11 protein-coding genes are annotated in these 14642 nt (G+C 61.8%); 3 read left to right on the top strand and 8 right to left on the bottom strand.

The window, feature by feature from the left end; translation table 11 throughout:
- The first annotated feature begins 135 nt into the window (after positions 1 to 135).
- Positions 136 to 1077 carry an IS110 family transposase gene (locus LH20_RS17095; RefSeq protein WP_053552601.1) on the top strand — a complete coding sequence of 314 codons (942 nt, stop codon included), beginning with the start codon at positions 136 to 138 and terminating at the stop codon, positions 1075 to 1077.
- A gap of 259 nt (positions 1078 to 1336) precedes the next feature.
- On the opposite strand, the gene LH20_RS17100 is transcribed toward LH20_RS17095, so the two are convergent.
- Both LH20_RS17100 and LH20_RS17105 read right to left on the bottom strand, forming a co-directional pair.
- Positions 1337 to 2362: an IS110 family transposase gene (locus LH20_RS17100; RefSeq protein WP_053554139.1), complete on the bottom strand. Its 1026-nt coding sequence runs from the start codon at positions 2360 to 2362 to the stop codon at positions 1337 to 1339.
- Positions 2363 to 2481: 119 nt separating this feature from the next.
- Positions 2482 to 3627, bottom strand: coding sequence for an integrase core domain-containing protein (locus LH20_RS17105; RefSeq protein WP_200905389.1), 1146 nt, complete (start codon positions 3625 to 3627; stop codon positions 2482 to 2484).
- A gap of 181 nt (positions 3628 to 3808) precedes the next feature.
- On the opposite strand from LH20_RS17105, the gene LH20_RS17110 reads away from it, so the two are divergent.
- A complete protein-coding gene (locus LH20_RS17110; RefSeq protein WP_053553431.1) occupies positions 3809 to 4834 on the top strand; it encodes an IS110 family transposase in 1026 nt (341 codons plus the stop codon).
- Between the two features lie 260 nt (positions 4835 to 5094).
- Here the strand turns inward: LH20_RS17110 and LH20_RS17115 are convergent, their stop codons facing one another.
- The 4 genes from LH20_RS17115 to istA form a co-directional block, all read right to left on the bottom strand.
- Positions 5095 to 6036: an IS110 family transposase gene (locus LH20_RS17115; protein WP_053552601.1), complete on the bottom strand. Its 942-nt coding sequence runs from the start codon at positions 6034 to 6036 to the stop codon at positions 5095 to 5097.
- A 469-nt stretch (positions 6037 to 6505) separates the two neighbouring features.
- Complete coding sequence (locus LH20_RS17120) at positions 6506 to 8359, bottom strand: HipA domain-containing protein (protein ID WP_053555259.1); 1854 nt, start codon at positions 8357 to 8359, stop codon at positions 6506 to 6508.
- A 787-nt stretch (positions 8360 to 9146) separates the two neighbouring features.
- Positions 9147 to 9887 carry an IS21-like element helper ATPase IstB gene (istB, locus tag LH20_RS17130; RefSeq protein ID WP_053552564.1) on the bottom strand — a complete coding sequence of 247 codons (741 nt, stop codon included), beginning with the start codon at positions 9885 to 9887 and terminating at the stop codon, positions 9147 to 9149.
- 10 nt (positions 9888 to 9897) lie between these two features.
- Positions 9898 to 11421 carry an IS21 family transposase gene (gene istA / locus LH20_RS17135; RefSeq protein WP_083455470.1) on the bottom strand — a complete coding sequence of 508 codons (1524 nt, stop codon included), beginning with the start codon at positions 11419 to 11421 and terminating at the stop codon, positions 9898 to 9900.
- Positions 11422 to 11971: 550 nt separating this feature from the next.
- On the opposite strand from istA, the gene LH20_RS17140 reads away from it, so the two are divergent.
- On the top strand, positions 11972 to 12244 hold the full coding sequence (locus tag LH20_RS17140) for a hypothetical protein (RefSeq protein ID WP_053555262.1): 273 nt from the start codon (positions 11972 to 11974) through the stop codon (positions 12242 to 12244).
- A gap of 413 nt (positions 12245 to 12657) precedes the next feature.
- On the opposite strand, the gene LH20_RS17145 is transcribed toward LH20_RS17140, so the two are convergent.
- Positions 12658 to 13386, bottom strand: coding sequence for a hypothetical protein (locus LH20_RS17145; protein WP_235527010.1), 729 nt, complete (start codon positions 13384 to 13386; stop codon positions 12658 to 12660).
- Positions 13387 to 13399: 13 nt separating this feature from the next.
- Positions 13400 to 14611 carry a toxic anion resistance protein gene (locus tag LH20_RS17150; RefSeq protein ID WP_053555263.1) on the bottom strand — a complete coding sequence of 404 codons (1212 nt, stop codon included), beginning with the start codon at positions 14609 to 14611 and terminating at the stop codon, positions 13400 to 13402.
- Positions 14612 to 14642: the final 31 nt, after the last annotated feature.

Raw genomic sequence — 14642 nt, forward strand, 5'->3', positions numbered from 1 at the left:
GCGGAAGGGGATGGATCGAAGTTGTCTCGGTCGTGGAGGACCGTCGATTAGTGTGATCACCCCTTTCTTTTCCACCAGACCTGGACGGAAACCAGGGCTTCGGGCCCGGATGACAAGAGTAGGACAGCGGAAAAGATGGACAATCCCATACCCCAAACCATCGGCATCGACATCTCAAAAGCGACCCTTGATGTATATGCCCATCCTGCAGGCTGCGAGCGGCAATTCACCAATACCGCCAAAGGCCACAGGGAGCTGATAGATTGGCTCGGGCAATGGCAGATCGATCGGATCGCCTATGAGGCTACTGGCGCATACCACCGACAGCTCGAGCAGGCTTTATCGGACCTGCCATGCGTCAAGCTCAACCCGGCTCGCGCACGGCGGTTCGCCCAAGCGATAGGCACTCTCGCCAAGACGGATAAGATTGATGCGGTGATTCTGGCCCGTATGGCGACGACGCTCCAGCCTCCCGTACGCCCGGCAAATACGCCCAAGCAAGCCAAGCTCGCCGAATTGATCAGCGCTCGCGATGGCTTGGTCCGTGATAAGATCGCGCTTCAAAATCAAGCGAAGAACCTGACGCTACCTCTCCTCAAGCGTCAGCACAAAAAGCGCCTGGATCAGATTGAGCAGCATATCAAACAGGTCGATGTCGAGCTTGCGACGATCATTGCTGCTGACGCAGAGTTGGCGCGGCGGCACGAAATCATCTCCAGTATTGCCGGGGTAGGCACACGTACCGCCGACCAGTTGGTCGCAACCATGCCAGAGCTAGGAGCACTGGATCCTAAACAAGTCGCTTCCCTTGCAGGCCTGGCTCCCGTCGCCCGTCAATCGGGGCAATGGAAAGGGCGCAGTTTTATTCAAGGGGGACGGGCCAATGTAAGACGTGCGCTTTACATGCCGGCCCTCGTTGCCGCCCGCTACAATCCAGATCTCAAAGCAAAATATCAAAGCCTCATCGCGTCCGGAAAACCGGCAAAGGTCGCTGTGGTCACACTTATGCGCAAGCTCATCGTCATGGTCAACGCGCTGATTAAAGCCGACCGCCTATGGGTTGAAAAACGGGCTTGATCACAACGGAAACTAATTGCGGACACCTTTCGCGGTCTCTTTTTCCATTTTCGAAGCCTAATGCCTGCCTTGCCGGTTGCAGGGTCGTCTTCGCGGTCGACATGAGTCGCCGCATGATGGAGCTTCGCGGGGTGAGCCTTCCAATGTTACACGCGCACTCGGCTGAGCCAGCGGTGCATCCCATGTCTCGGAATGGCTCTGCCCACGCCCCGGCAGGGAGGCGCCCAGGCGACCCAAGGAGCGAGCGCCCGGGACGACTTTACTGCGCGGCTGGTGCACTCCTTTCGAAAAGCGTTCCTGACTTGAGCATCGCATGCATGGTGACGGCGAGCTTGCGCGCCAGCGCGACGGCGGCTCGCTTGAAGCCGATCCGTTCCTTGAGCTGAAGTCCCCAAGTTCGCAGCCGGTTGTCGGCGGTGCTTCGCGTCAGCATCACGGTTGCCGCCTCATAGAGCAGCCCGCGCACATAGCTGTCGCCCCGCCGCGAGATGTGCCCGTCATAGTCGACCTCGCCCGACTGGTAGCGCCGCGTCGTCAGCCCCAGCCAGGCGCCGACGGATCGTGATTTCCTGAAGTTCCCGGGGTCCTCGATCGCCGTGGCAAACGCCGTCGCAGTCACGGCGCCCACCCCTGGAATCGACATCAGGATCTGGCACGCCTCGCTCTTGCGCGCGGCCGTGACGAGCTGCTCGCCCAGCTCTGCTGCGCGCTGGCGGGCCGCACGCCAGACCTCGAGCAGCGGCCGCACGATCGACGCTACCTCCTGTTGATCGATGAGACGCTCCTGGACATGTCTCTCGAACCGGCTGCCCTTGCCGGCTGGGACAACGAGACCGAAGGTCTTCATCAGCCCGCGGATCTGGTTGGAGAGTTCGGTCGTGATCCTGAGCAGTCGCATGCGCGCGGCGATCAGCGTTCGCGTTTGCATACTGTCAAAGCCCTTTACGCGCACTTCGCGGAAAAAGCCCACTTCGGCGAGCTGCGCCAGGCCATCGGCGTCGTTGGCGTCGGTCTTGTTGGCTGCCATATCCAGTGCCGCCTTGGCATGACGCGCATCGACGCAGATCGCCGGCAGACCCTCCTGCCTCAGCGCATGATAGAACCACACCGACAAAGGTCCGGTCTCGAACACGACCCGCTTTGCGCCAGGCGCATGCTTGCGGATCAACTCGGCGATCAGCTTCGGGTCTGAAGGGCACTTTCCGCGCCAGATCCGCTCCCCCGCCCGGCGAATGGAAACGGCAGTGTCTTTCATCGAAACGTCAAGGCCAATATACTCGTCCATGGCTGTTCTCCGTTGATGTTGGGCCCGGCGTCTGATCGTGAGCCCGTACTTCCATCATACTGGGGAACAGCCACTCCTGGCATCACCGCGCGAACCACTAAACCCGCAATTACACCATGTTACAACCTCGCGCCGAACGGGTTGTCGAGGGTTTGCAGGGTTTTCTGCTCCAAGTCGATATATCCCAAGTCGTAATGCATGAAGCTGACGAGCCAGATGCCCTCGTCGATTTCCTTGATGCCGAGGCGCTGTCCGGCGAGGACGGTCGATATGTTGATCTTCTTTCTGTGCATGCAGATGCGTCCACAGGAGGTGACGATGACATCCTTGTCGTGGAGCGGATAGGTCAGCTCTGGGAGGCCGTGATAATCGCGCGCTGAGGGCTGATAGGTATCGGCAGGGACCTTCATTCCGAGCGCCTCGTGCGGTCGCTCTTTGTTGAACTCGGCAGTGAAGGCGTCGAACTTCGCCTGCTGCTGGAGGAAGTTGGCTCCTGCCGGTCTGGTTGCCTCCTTTTTCAACGTCAGGTGCATTCGCTCATGACGGCCATTTTGCTGTGGTCGCCCCGGCTTGATGCGTTCGATCTCAATACCGAGCCTGAGCCACCAGACGGCGAGTCTGGAGAGGTTGTAGAGCCCGTTGGGGCTGGCGAAGGGCACGCCGTTGTCGGAACGGATGGCGCCTGGCAGGCCACGCTCCTTGAACAGCTGCTCGAAGGCCGGAAAGGCCAGGTCTTCGCGGACCGATTCGAGTGCCTCGCACAAGAGCAGATAGCGTGAGGCATGGTCGGTGACGGTGAGGGGATAGCAATATCGGCCATTGCCGAGCTTGAACTCGCCCTTGAAGTCAACGCACCAAAGATCGTTGGGCTTGGCGCCTTGGGAGAGCGGCGTTCCGGTTGCGCGCTTGCGCCTTCGCATCCGCTGGACGAGGCCGTGCCGATCGAGCACCGCATGGATCGTGCTCTTCGCGGGTATGCGCACGTCGCCGGCGAGGCGCCTGACCAGCAGCTCACGGATCTTACGCGCACCCCAATGGGGTTTATCCTGCTTGGCCCGGACGATCATTCGTTCAACTGGCTCTGGCAGCTGGTTGGCGTAACGGACGGGCCGTCTCGATCGATCGGTCAGCGCATCCAGGCCATGGTGCTGATAGCGATTGAATATCTTGTAGCCCGTCTTGCGAGAAATGCCGAACTCGCGACACAGCTCGCTCATCGGTTCACCGTCCAGCAGGCGGACAACGAAGCGCATACGCTCTTCCATTACCGAACACTCCTTCCACGGCATCGACACCTCCCGCATGCGATCGCATGCGGGAGGTGTAACATGGTGTAATTGCGGGTTTAGTGGTTCGCGCGGTGATGCCAGGAGTGGCTGTTCCCCAGTATGATGGAAGTACGGGCTCACGATCAGACGCCGGGCCCAACATCAACGGAGAACAGCCATGGACGAGTATATTGGCCTTGACGTTTCGATGAAAGACACTGCCGTTTCCATTCGCCGGGCGGGGGAGCGGATCTGGCGCGGAAAGTGTCCTTCAGACCCGAAGCTGATCGCCGAGTTGATCCGCAAGCATGCGCCTGGCGCAAAGCGGGTCGTGTTCGAGACCGGACCTTTGTCGGTGTGGTTCTATCATGCGCTGAGGCAGGAGGGTCTGCCGGCGATCTGCGTCGATGCGCGTCATGCGAAGGCAGCACTGGATATGGCAGCCAACAAGACCGACGCCAACGACGCCGATGGCCTGGCGCAGCTCGCCGAAGTGGGCTTCTTCCGCGAAGTGCGCGTAAAGGGCTTTGACAGTATGCAAACGCGGACGCTGATCGCCGCGCGCATGCGACTGCTCAGGATCACGACCGAACTCTCCAACCAGATCCGCGGGCTGATGAAGACCTTCGGTCTCGTTGTCCCAGCCGGCAAGGGCAGCCGGTTCGAGAGACATGTCCAGGAGCGTCTCATCGACCAGCAGGAAGTAGCGTCGATCGTGCGGCCGCTGCTCGAGGTCTGGCGTGCGGCCCGCCAGCGCGCAGCAGAGCTGGGCGAGCAGCTCGTTACGGCCGCGCGCAAGAGCGAGGCGTGCCAGATCCTGATGTCGATTCCAGGGGTGGGCGCCGTGACTGCGACGGCGTTTGCCACGGCGATCGAGGACCCCGGGAACTTCAGGAAATCACGATCCGTCGGCGCCTGGCTAGGGCTGACGACGCGGCGCTACCAGTCGGGCGAGGTCGACTATGACGGGCACATCTCGAGGCGGGGCGACAGCTATATGCGCGGGCTGCTCTATGAGGCGGCAACCGTGATGCTGACGCGCAGCACCGCCGACAACCGGCTGCGAACTTGGGGACTTCAGCTCAAGGAACGGATCGGCTTCAAGCGAGCCGCCGTCGCGCTGGCGCGCAAGCTCGCCGTCACCATGCATGCGATGCTCAAGTCAGGAACGCTTTTTGAAAGGAGTGCACCAGCCGCGCAGTAAAGTCGTCCCGGGCGCTCGCCCCTTCGACTGCCTGGGTCGCCTCCCTGCCGGGGCGTGGGCAGAGCCATTCCGACACATAGGATGCACCGCTGGCTCAGCCGAGTGCGCCTGTTACATTGGAAGGCTCACCCCGCGAAGCTCCATCATGCGGCGACTCATGTCGACCGCGAAGACGACCCTGCAACCGGCAAGGCAGGCATTAGGCTTCGAAACTGGAAAAAGAGACCGCGAAAGGTGTCCGCAATTAGTTTCCGTTGTGATCAAGCCCGTTTTTCAACCCATAGGCGGTCGGCTTTAATCAGCGCGTTGACCATGACGATGAGCTTGCGCATAAGTGTGACCACAGCGACCTTTGCCGGTTTTCCGGACGCGATGAGGCTTTGATATTTTGCTTTGAGATCTGGATTGTAGCGGGCGGCAACGAGGGCCGGCATGTAAAGCGCACGTCTTACATTGGCCCGTCCCCCTTGAATAAAACTGCGCCCTTTCCATTGCCCCGATTGACGGGCGACGGGAGCCAGGCCTGCAAGGGAAGCGACTTGTTTAGGATCCAGTGCTCCTAGCTCTGGCATGGTTGCGACCAACTGGTCGGCGGTACGTGTGCCTACCCCGGCAATACTGGAGATGATTTCGTGCCGCCGCGCCAACTCTGCGTCAGCAGCAATGATCGTCGCAAGCTCGACATCGACCTGTTTGATATGCTGCTCAATCTGATCCAGGCGCTTTTTGTGCTGACGCTTGAGGAGAGGTAGCGTCAGGTTCTTCGCTTGATTTTGAAGCGCGATCTTATCACGGACCAAGCCATCGCGAGCGCTGATCAATTCGGCGAGCTTGGCTTGCTTGGGCGTATTTGCCGGGCGTACGGGAGGCTGGAGCGTCGTCGCCATACGGGCCAGAATCACCGCATCAATCTTATCCGTCTTGGCGAGAGTGCCTATCGCTTGGGCGAACCGCCGTGCGCGAGCCGGGTTGAGCTTGACGCATGGCAGGTCCGATAAAGCCTGCTCGAGCTGTCGGTGGTATGCGCCAGTAGCCTCATAGGCGATCCGATCGATCTGCCATTGCCCGAGCCAATCTATCAGCTCCCTGTGGCCTTTGGCGGTATTGGTGAATTGCCGCTCGCAGCCTGCAGGATGGGCATATACATCAAGGGTCGCTTTTGAGATGTCGATGCCGATGGTTTGGGGTATGGGATTGTCCATCTTTTCCGCTGTCCTACTCTTGTCATCCGGGCCCGAAGCCCTGGTTTCCGTCCAGGTCTGGTGGAAAAGAAAGGGGTGATCACACTAATCGACGGTCCTCCACGACCGAGACAACTTCGATCCATCCCCTTCCGCCCGATCCGGGGTGGCCACCCCGGATCGGGCAGCCCTTAATGCCCACAACCGCCAGAAAAGTCATAAGACAAGACGACCCATGTCTCCGGTACGGAGTGTCACCCATGTCTCGGGCCGCTCACACAGAAAATCAACGGCTTACCGCCTTGCGCGGCCCTGTTCTGGCAAGGTCGACTTCCAAAACAAGGCCGGCCAAGGGCGCGGCGGGAGAAGGACAATGCCCGCAGTTGGGGCATATTCCTATTACCAATCGTCGCGTCGTGACCCGGTTTGAACGCACTGTGCGACCGTTGCCGCCGATGGGACGAATGCAGTTTCCGCCCCTCGCCATGAGTTAACCCCAATCGTCGGCGAGCGCATTGCAGCGCTCGCCCGCAATGGCCAATACCTGGTCCTGGATTATAGCAGCGGCCTCGGCTTCGGCCGCAAAAGCGGGTAGGCGGACGGTTTCCACGGCTTGTGCGAGGCTGTCCGTCAATCGAGTAATCGCCGCCTCCGCATCGCTTTGGGGCAGACCGATCGTTCGCGCCAGCATCATGAAATCTCGGCGCGTCAGCCGATCATCCTTGCCGTTGAGCTTAAGCGCCATGCGATCGCCGCCAAGGCCCGGAAATACCCGCGTCGTGACTGCATCATAAAGCGGGGCGAAACGAACCGAGGTGAAGGTCTTGGCATCCGGTTCAGCGATTTTGAGCAGCGCGAGGTTTTTGAGGTGCATATCGCCATCGGCGATCAGCCAGGCGAAAACCGCGCGGCGAAAGAGAATGTCGAGATCGGCCGCAGGGTCGGTCGACAGCGGCCGCAGTCCGCGCGCCATCCGCTCTATCGTCCCATCATATTTCGCCGAGGCGGGAAGATCCAGGACCGAACAGAAATCCTCCAGCGCGATCCGCCTTTGATCGTCCGGTCCCTGGCGGATATCGAACCGCTCTACGACGAGGGCTGGGGCCATGCCATCGGGCATCGCCGTCAGGGCGAGGTCCGGCGCTGTAAAGCCGGCGGCTCGGCCAAGTTCAAGGCAGAGCCATTCCACGATCGGCAGCATCTCGAAGCCGGCGGTGCCTGCCGGCTTGAGGATATGGGTGAATGGCAGATCGATGGCCGGGACGAGCGCGCCATCGGACGCCAGATGCATCGGCGCCTTGATCTGGACACCCGACAGGCGCGGCGTTTCCGCGCGAGCGAATATGCGCGCGAGGTTCTGCTCGAAACTCTCCTCGATCGCGCCGCGCGCCGGGCCATCGTAGCGACCGGTGAAGCGGCCTGCGTCGATAAAGCCGTCGAGCATCGTCGTGAGGACGTCCGCCGGCAGCTCCGCCATCTCTTCGCGAGCCTCGACCACGGTGATGTTCGACATATAACGCCGCCCACGCTTCAACGCCTCACGCTCGTCGCGCTCGTGAAGCACCTGGGCGAGCCAGCCTTCGGGCAAGAGGGAGTCGATAAACGCGGGAAGTTTCCCGGGCGTTGTCTGCCGGACGAGCACCGGCCCCGGTTGCCGGGCGGGCTTCCAGCGCCACTCCAAGCCGTCATGAGTGAGGCGGCCGAGCGGCTCGCCGTGCCAAGCGACCATCAGATCCAGCGCCGCCTTGTTGACGGGCGCTTTGGCTGTGCCGGGCCGCGCCAGAAGGAAGCGCTCGGCGCCTTCGCCTTCACGATACCAGCCATTTTCGCGCGCTAGCGCCCAGACTGCATCGGCAGCATCCTTGGGCGTGCCATACTCCTCAACGAGGCGCGCGGCCATCTGTTCGCGCATCTCAGCGGTAAGGGCGCTGGCATGCTCGCTGCGCAGGCGAAAGGCTTCCAGAAAACGCTGCCGGGGTGAGGATACGTCGATGCGTAGCTCGCCCAGATCGTCGCCAATCACGGCTGAAGCGGTCGAAGGTTGCGGCGGCGCTTCGTTCTGAACAATCTCCAAGCTGCGCAGCCTCGTGCGCTGGTTGCGCTTGCCGCTGATAAAGAGCCGGCCATCGCGCGTCGGTGCAAGCAGCACGGCGCTTGCCGAGGACAAATAGGCATGGGGATAGAGATAATGAGCGATGCGGATTGCATGGTTCATGATCGTGGCGTCGGCATCGACATCTTGATCGACATATATGCCTCGCACGAGCTGCACGAGGTCGCCGGCTTGCACGCGCTGGTGCGCGCGCTTGGCATCGATCGTCTCGCCAACCAGATGGATCGTCATGGAATTATCTCGCATTTTACATGCGCGATAATTCCACATAGCGATGCGAGGCACAAGAATTATCTCTCATCTCACATGCGCGATAATTCCAAATGTCATTGGAGAACGAGCGAGGCCAAGCCGCCCCAGGCGGGCTCCTCGAAATCCGCCGCGGCCACTTCTGTGGGGGTAAACAATAGCTCGTGAGGCTCGGCGACCGCGCAATCTGGTGGGCGGAAATAGCCGGCCATTATAGTGATAGAAGAAATCTGGAGGCCTTTTCCCTTAAGCGGGGGCTCCTAATGCTGGATCGGAAACATTCGCAAATTTTTTTCGGAAGGGGGCCGTCTTCACCAATAATAGGTGAAAACGATCCCGACTTTCGCCAAATGGTTAATAAAATTTAGCAGTTACCGGGGACACCATCGGCACACTCACCAACCGATTCTACGTCCCGACCAGCGCCTTCAACTGTATTGCAGGCAGACACGAGAAGCAGCGAACCACTCATGGCGAATATTGTCAGAAACTTTTTCATTTTCTCTCTCCCAATGGGGAAGGCAACGACCCTCCCTTTAGGCATTTCGACAACGAGCGATCCGACCAATTGTTCCGTCGCCGCGTGCCTCGGTCCGCTCCCAATGATGATGAATCGCGCGATACACGCGGTCAGCCGCTGATTCGCCATGCGGATTCCGACGATCGCGCGCATGTATTCCGATCTGATGCCGCGCAGCGTTCCGATTTGATCGCGCGCAGTTGGAGCACCTGATCGTCGGGTAAAGATGTCATGTTGCTAGTGGCCGGGTCAAGCTGCTGCGACGGCGAGTTGCCTGCGCATGGATTCTCCGGTGAGTTCGAGGCGGTGAGCGTTGTGAACGAGGCGGTCCAGGATGGCGTCGGCGTAGGTTGGATCGCCGATCAGGTCGAACCAGCTGGCCACCGGGAGCTGACTGGTCACGAGCGTTGACCGGCGGCCGTATCGGTCTTCGAGGATCTCGAGCAGATGGTGGCGGGCATTGCCGTCGAGCGGTTGCAGGCCCCAGTCGTCGAGGATGAGCAGGTCGACGCGGGCGAGGCTCTTCATGCGGCTGGCGATCCGGCCATCGCCTTTGGCGAGCGACAGGTCGTCGATCAGGCGGGGCAGCCGGGTGTAGAGCACGGAGCGATTGTCGCGGCACGCCTTGTGGCCCATGGCGCAGGCGAGCCAGCTTTTGCCGACGCCTGCAGGCCCGATGATGGCGCAGTTCTCGTGGGCGGTGATCCAGTCGCCCCTGAGCAGCCTCTCGAACAGCCGGCGATCGAGCCCGCGCTGCGCACGGTAATCGACGTCTTCGGGAACAGCATGATGGCGCAGCTTCGCGTGGCGCAGGCGAAGGGCGAGACGCCGATCGTTGCGGTATGTTGCTTCATGATCGAGTAGCAGCCCGAGCCATTCGGCATGGCTGAGGCTCGTCGCATCGCCATTATGTTCGAGCTCGCAAAACGCGTGCGCCATGCCGGAAAGGCCGAGTTGGTTCAGCTGATCAAGTGTCGGATGTTTGAGCATTGTCGTCCTCTCAGTGGTAATAGCCAGAGCCCCGGATGTTGGTGTGCAGGATCGGCGCGCGCTCCGGGGACTGGCGCACGGGAACCTGGTCGAGCCCCTTTTCGAGGATCGATTTGACCGAAGGATAATTGCGCGCCTGGATCTCCAGCGCGCGCAGCGCGGCCGCCTCGAGGCGCTCAGGCCCGAAGCGCCGGGCAAGGCCAATACTCCCGACGCACGAGCGATAGCCCTGCTCGGGGTGCGGGCGATCCTCGATGATCTTCTCGATCAGAAGCGACAGCATCGGCCCGATCCGCGCCGCCTCCTCGCGGATTTTCGCCGGCGTCAACTCGCCGTATCGCCGGTGGCTCGAGGGCATGTGGTCGGCAACCGTCGTATGCCGCCCGTTGCCCGAAGCGCGCATATGGACGGCGATGCGCTCGCCACCGAGGAAGATCTCGACCGTGCGCGCGGTGACGCGGACGTCGACCTCGCGCCGCGCGAAGCGATACGGCACCGAGTAATGATGGCGCTCGATGGCAATGTGATAATCGAGCCCGACCCGGCAGCGCTTCCATTGCGCACAGACCCATGGCTCGGCCGGGAGCGGCTTCAGGTTCGGCGCATCGATTTCCTCGAACAGCTCCCGGCGTGTCTTGCCGAACTGGCGCAGTACCCGCTTGTCGTTGAGCTCAGCCAGGCATTCGGCGATCGCCGCATTCACCTCGGCCAGACTGTAGAAAATCCGGTTGCGCAGCCGGCCCAGAAGCCAGCGTTCGACGATCCTGACGCAGGCCTCCACTTTCGCCTTATCCCGCGGTTTTCTCGGCCGCGCCGGGAGCACCGCCGTGCCGTAATGGCGTGCCATATCGGTATAGCCACGGTTGACCATCGGATCGAAGTGACAGGCCTTGATCACCGCGACTTTCGCATTGTCGGGGACCAGCAGTTGCGGCACGCCGCCGAAGAAAGCGAAGGCGGCATTGTGCGCCTCGATCCAGTCGGCAAACTGCTCGCTCCATGAGGCGCAGGCAAAGGACAGGCTCGAACCGCCGAGCACCGCGACGAACAAATGGGCCGCACGCTCCTCGCCGGTTCGGCGGTTCACCACCACCGGCACCTTGTCTCCTGCATAATCGACGAACATCTTTTCGCCGCCCGCATGGGCTTGCCGCATCACAAGCGGCAACCGGCCCTCCCAGCGCCGGAACAGATCGCACCACCGGCTGTACCGGTAACCGTCCGGGTTCGCCGCGATATACTCCTCCCACAGAATCTGCAGCGTCACGTGCTTGCGCTTCAGCTCGCGCGCCACCACAGACCAGTCCGGCTCCGGCTGCTTGCGCCGACCAGGCTTCACACCGCAGACGCCATAGAGCCGCGCCTCAAGATCCGCGTCGGTCATCGCTTCCGGAACCGGCCATGCCAGCCCCGAGCGCGCGAACCGCTTCAACGTATCGCGAACCGTCGTCGGACTAACCCCGACCCGCTCACTGACTAACCGCGTCGACAGCCCTGCCAGGCTCAGACGCAAAATCTCGCGCACATGGCGCATCGCAATCCTCCTCGTCGGCATCCATTCCTCCAGTCGCTAAACAACCGGAAAAATGGTCCTACGATCAGGATTCTCCATCTCGAAAACTGCGCGCGATCACATCGGAACGCTGCGCGGATAATTCTCGGAACGCCGCGCGCCATCATCTCGGAACGCTGCGCGCGATCAAATCGGAACGCTGCGCGCGATCACATCGGAATCCGCAATTCGCCACGACCGGGCCTCATCAGGACTGGATCGGGGGGGTGCCCTTCCGCCCCTCGCCCTCCAACCTCTAGCGCCCTGCCCCGCCCCAAATATCTACGGATTTCAAGGTCGGGTTGGCGGGCGAGGATCGAAAGTCGGCCTGCGGCGGGGCGATGGGATGGTGGCGAACACTGCCGATTAGGTTCCCGGACTTTTTCATGCTATGCTCGCAAGACGACTACGGGCCTACCCTAGATCGGCTTATCGTGGTTCCGGCCTGTGCCGTAGTCGACCCGTTACATGCCAGCCGATCGATTGATGCCGAGAGCCCGGTGGCGCTAGCTCTTGTCAGAATGGAGCTATAATGCGTACCTATCATTTGTTGCTGCTCGACGATGCGTCGGGCCCCCCTCGCCGCGTGGAATTCAAGGCGGCCAGCCCGGATCAAGCTTTTCAGGTCGCCCGAAACGAGCGCGATGGCATCCATGTCGAACTTTGGGAATCCGACCGTTTGCTGGTGCGGATGAGCAAGGACGGGGCAGTCTGGAAGCTGCTGCCGACACCTGGCTTTGTCGCATCATCCAGCGGCGTCTCCGAGACGCGGGGCGGCGGGGACGCCGCCCCCGCGGCGATGTAATTCAGGGTCAAGCCCCCGCGCTCGCGAGAATAAGGCCGCAAGGCAATTCGCGCGGCCGGGGGGCGCCCTCGCCTAGGCTCTGCCCCTCCTCCCTTTTTTTTCGGCAAGGTCGCCCAAGGCGACGGCATCAGGCTTAAAGTGAAGCAGCCGCAGTAAAGAGCCTGCGGCCGGAATGGCACCTTGCAAGGGCGCCGCCCTAGGCCGCTTAGGGAGGTGCAGCGCCGCTTCTGGCGAAGTTTCGCCTTTGAAGCGCTCGCCCTGGAGGCGCTGCTTGCGGCGCTGTGGCTGCTCTCGGCCACCCCGCTTATCGCGCCTTTCGCGGATCGTGCGCAATGGAAGCGTGCGTTTCCCTTGCCCCTCGTCCTGCTCGGGTTCGCGGCGCAGCGCTGGCGCCAGGCTTCAGGGAGAAGGGATCAGGCGATCTTGCCCGGTCCGTCTTCGGCCTCCAGTCCCTCATATTTGAGCTGGAGATAGCGTTCGCGCGTCGCAAGCTTGTCGAGTTCACCCGCGGCAAGATTGCGCGCCGCCTCGCCGATCTCGCGTTCGAGCATCTTTAGCCCTCCCACCAGCGTCTCGTCGGGCGTGCGTCCGGCGTGCGCCTCGCCGCGCAGGCCGGCGGGGATGCGCTGATAGCCCGCGACGAGTTCGGGCAAATCCTCGCCCACCAGCTTGCGGATGTTCGCCGCGGCGGGTTCGGAAGGGTCGAGCGTCTGGAGCTGCGGCGCGAGCAGGTCAAGCTGAACGCCAATTCCGTCGACGAGCTGGCGCGCCGGGGCGGGGAGCGCCGGACGCTGCGCCTCGAGCCAGATTTCGGTGCGCCCCGCGAGCTGCTTGAGATCGGTTTTGGGCAGATCCTGCTGGCGCGGCTCGGGAAAGGGCGGCCATTTGCCGAAGAGCACCGCAACGCCGATCAGCAGCAGCGTCACCGCCATGATGCCGGTGAACCCGAGGGGCCGGATCAGCGCACCGAAAAGCGCGGCCGCGATCAGGACCGCGCCAGAGCCTATCGCGATACGGCCGATCTTCTTGAAGAGATGCTGACGGCGAAGCGCCAGGCTCTTGGTGCCGACCGGGCGGCGCCTCTCGCGCGAGCGCTCGATCGCGGCCTGTCCCGCAAGGATGGTACGGTCGACCTCGCTCATCGTCATTGCGCCCTCAGGCTTCGAGCGCGGCGAGCGGGCTGTCCGCACCGCCGACACTCGCCTGCGCCTGGCTCGCGCCCTCGGCGCGCGCGATATAGCCCTTCGACTTGGCGACTTCGCCCTCGAGCGCGTTCACGGTGGTCTTCATCGTGTCGAGCGCCTTCAGCTTGAAGGTATCGATCGCATCCATCGTGTCGTAGATGTTCTGAAAGGCGCGGCTCAGCGTTTCCATCGGAATGGTACTCGACGCCGCCTGCTCGTGGATGCGCGCGGTATTGTCCTTGAGCATCTTCGACGTGCCATCGATGATATTCGCGGTCGTGGTGTTGAGCGCGGTGATCTGTTCGAGCACCAGCTTCTGGTTTGTCATCGCCTGCGCGACAGTGATCGCCGTCTTGAGCGCGCCGACGGTGGTGGTCGAGGCGCGGTCGACGCCCTTCACCAGTTCGACATTGTTCTTCTTGACGAGGTCGAGCGCGAGATAGCCCTGCACCGTCACCGCCATCTGCGTCAAAAGGTCCTGCGTGCGCTGGCGCGCGTAGAAAAGCGCATTTTCGCGAAGGATCTTCGCCTTTGCAGGGTCGGTTCCGTCGAGCTCGGCGGCCTTTGCCTCGAGCCGCTGGTCAAGCGTGTTGGCGATGTGGATCATCTGCTCGAGCTTGCCCATCGACTCCCACATCTTGCGGCGCTCGACGTCGATCGCGGCATTGTCCATCAACAGCTCGTCCTTGCCGTTGGCGAGCGCGGTCAGGATCCCCGAGATATGCGTTTGGGCGCTGCGGTACTGGGCGAAATAATTGGTGATCTTGCTCCCGAAAATCTTGTCGAGAAAGCCGCGCTTCGTCAGCAATCTACCGTTCGCCGAGGGGTCGAGCCGTTCGACCGTGGTGCGCAGCTCGATCAGATTCTGGCCGATGTCGGTGTCGCGGTCCATCGCCTTGATCGGGCGGTCGAGAAAGCGGTTCGAGTGGTTCGCCGCCTCGAGCATTTCCTTGCGGCCCATATTGGTAATCTGGTCGATCCGCTTGCCGAATTCGGGAGAATTCTCGTCCTGCGCGACGAGATCGTCGATGAAACTGTCGACGCGTTCTTCCAGCTTCGACTTCTGTTCGGTCGAGAGCGGCACAAGCCCCGCCGCCTTTTCAGGCGCCAGCGGAGGCAGCGGTTCGGGCGGGGTCAGTTTCAGCTCGTCGGTCGCGGTCGCCGTTGCGGTGTTCTCGCTCATTCCTTTTCCTTCCACCCCGATGCCGTCTGCC

Origin of the sequence: Sphingopyxis sp. 113P3 (assembly GCF_001278035.1) — a bacterium.
Lineage (GTDB): Bacteria > Pseudomonadota > Alphaproteobacteria > Sphingomonadales > Sphingomonadaceae > Sphingopyxis.

Bases quoted from the DNA above. Each gene is read 5' to 3' on its own strand.
- LH20_RS17095 (WP_053552601.1), top strand. From the start codon at position 136: ATGGACAATCCCATACCCCAAACCATCGGCATCGACATCTCAAAAGCG.
- LH20_RS17100 (WP_053554139.1), bottom strand. From the start codon at position 2,362: ATGGACGAGTATATTGGCCTTGACGTTTCGATGAAAGACACTGCCGTT.
- LH20_RS17105 (WP_200905389.1), bottom strand. From the start codon at position 3,627: ATGGAAGAGCGTATGCGCTTCGTTGTCCGCCTGCTGGACGGTGAACCG.
- LH20_RS17110 (WP_053553431.1), top strand. From the start codon at position 3,809: ATGGACGAGTATATTGGCCTTGACGTTTCGATGAAAGACACTGCCGTT.
- LH20_RS17115 (WP_053552601.1), bottom strand. From the start codon at position 6,036: ATGGACAATCCCATACCCCAAACCATCGGCATCGACATCTCAAAAGCG.
- LH20_RS17120 (WP_053555259.1), bottom strand. From the start codon at position 8,359: ATGACGATCCATCTGGTTGGCGAGACGATCGATGCCAAGCGCGCGCAC.
- istB (WP_053552564.1), bottom strand. From the start codon at position 9,887: ATGCTCAAACATCCGACACTTGATCAGCTGAACCAACTCGGCCTTTCC.
- istA (WP_083455470.1), bottom strand. From the start codon at position 11,421: ATGCGCCATGTGCGCGAGATTTTGCGTCTGAGCCTGGCAGGGCTGTCG.
- LH20_RS17140 (WP_053555262.1), top strand. From the start codon at position 11,972: ATGCGTACCTATCATTTGTTGCTGCTCGACGATGCGTCGGGCCCCCCT.
- LH20_RS17145 (WP_235527010.1), bottom strand. From the start codon at position 13,386: ATGAGCGAGGTCGACCGTACCATCCTTGCGGGACAGGCCGCGATCGAG.
- LH20_RS17150 (WP_053555263.1), bottom strand. From the start codon at position 14,611: ATGAGCGAGAACACCGCAACGGCGACCGCGACCGACGAGCTGAAACTG.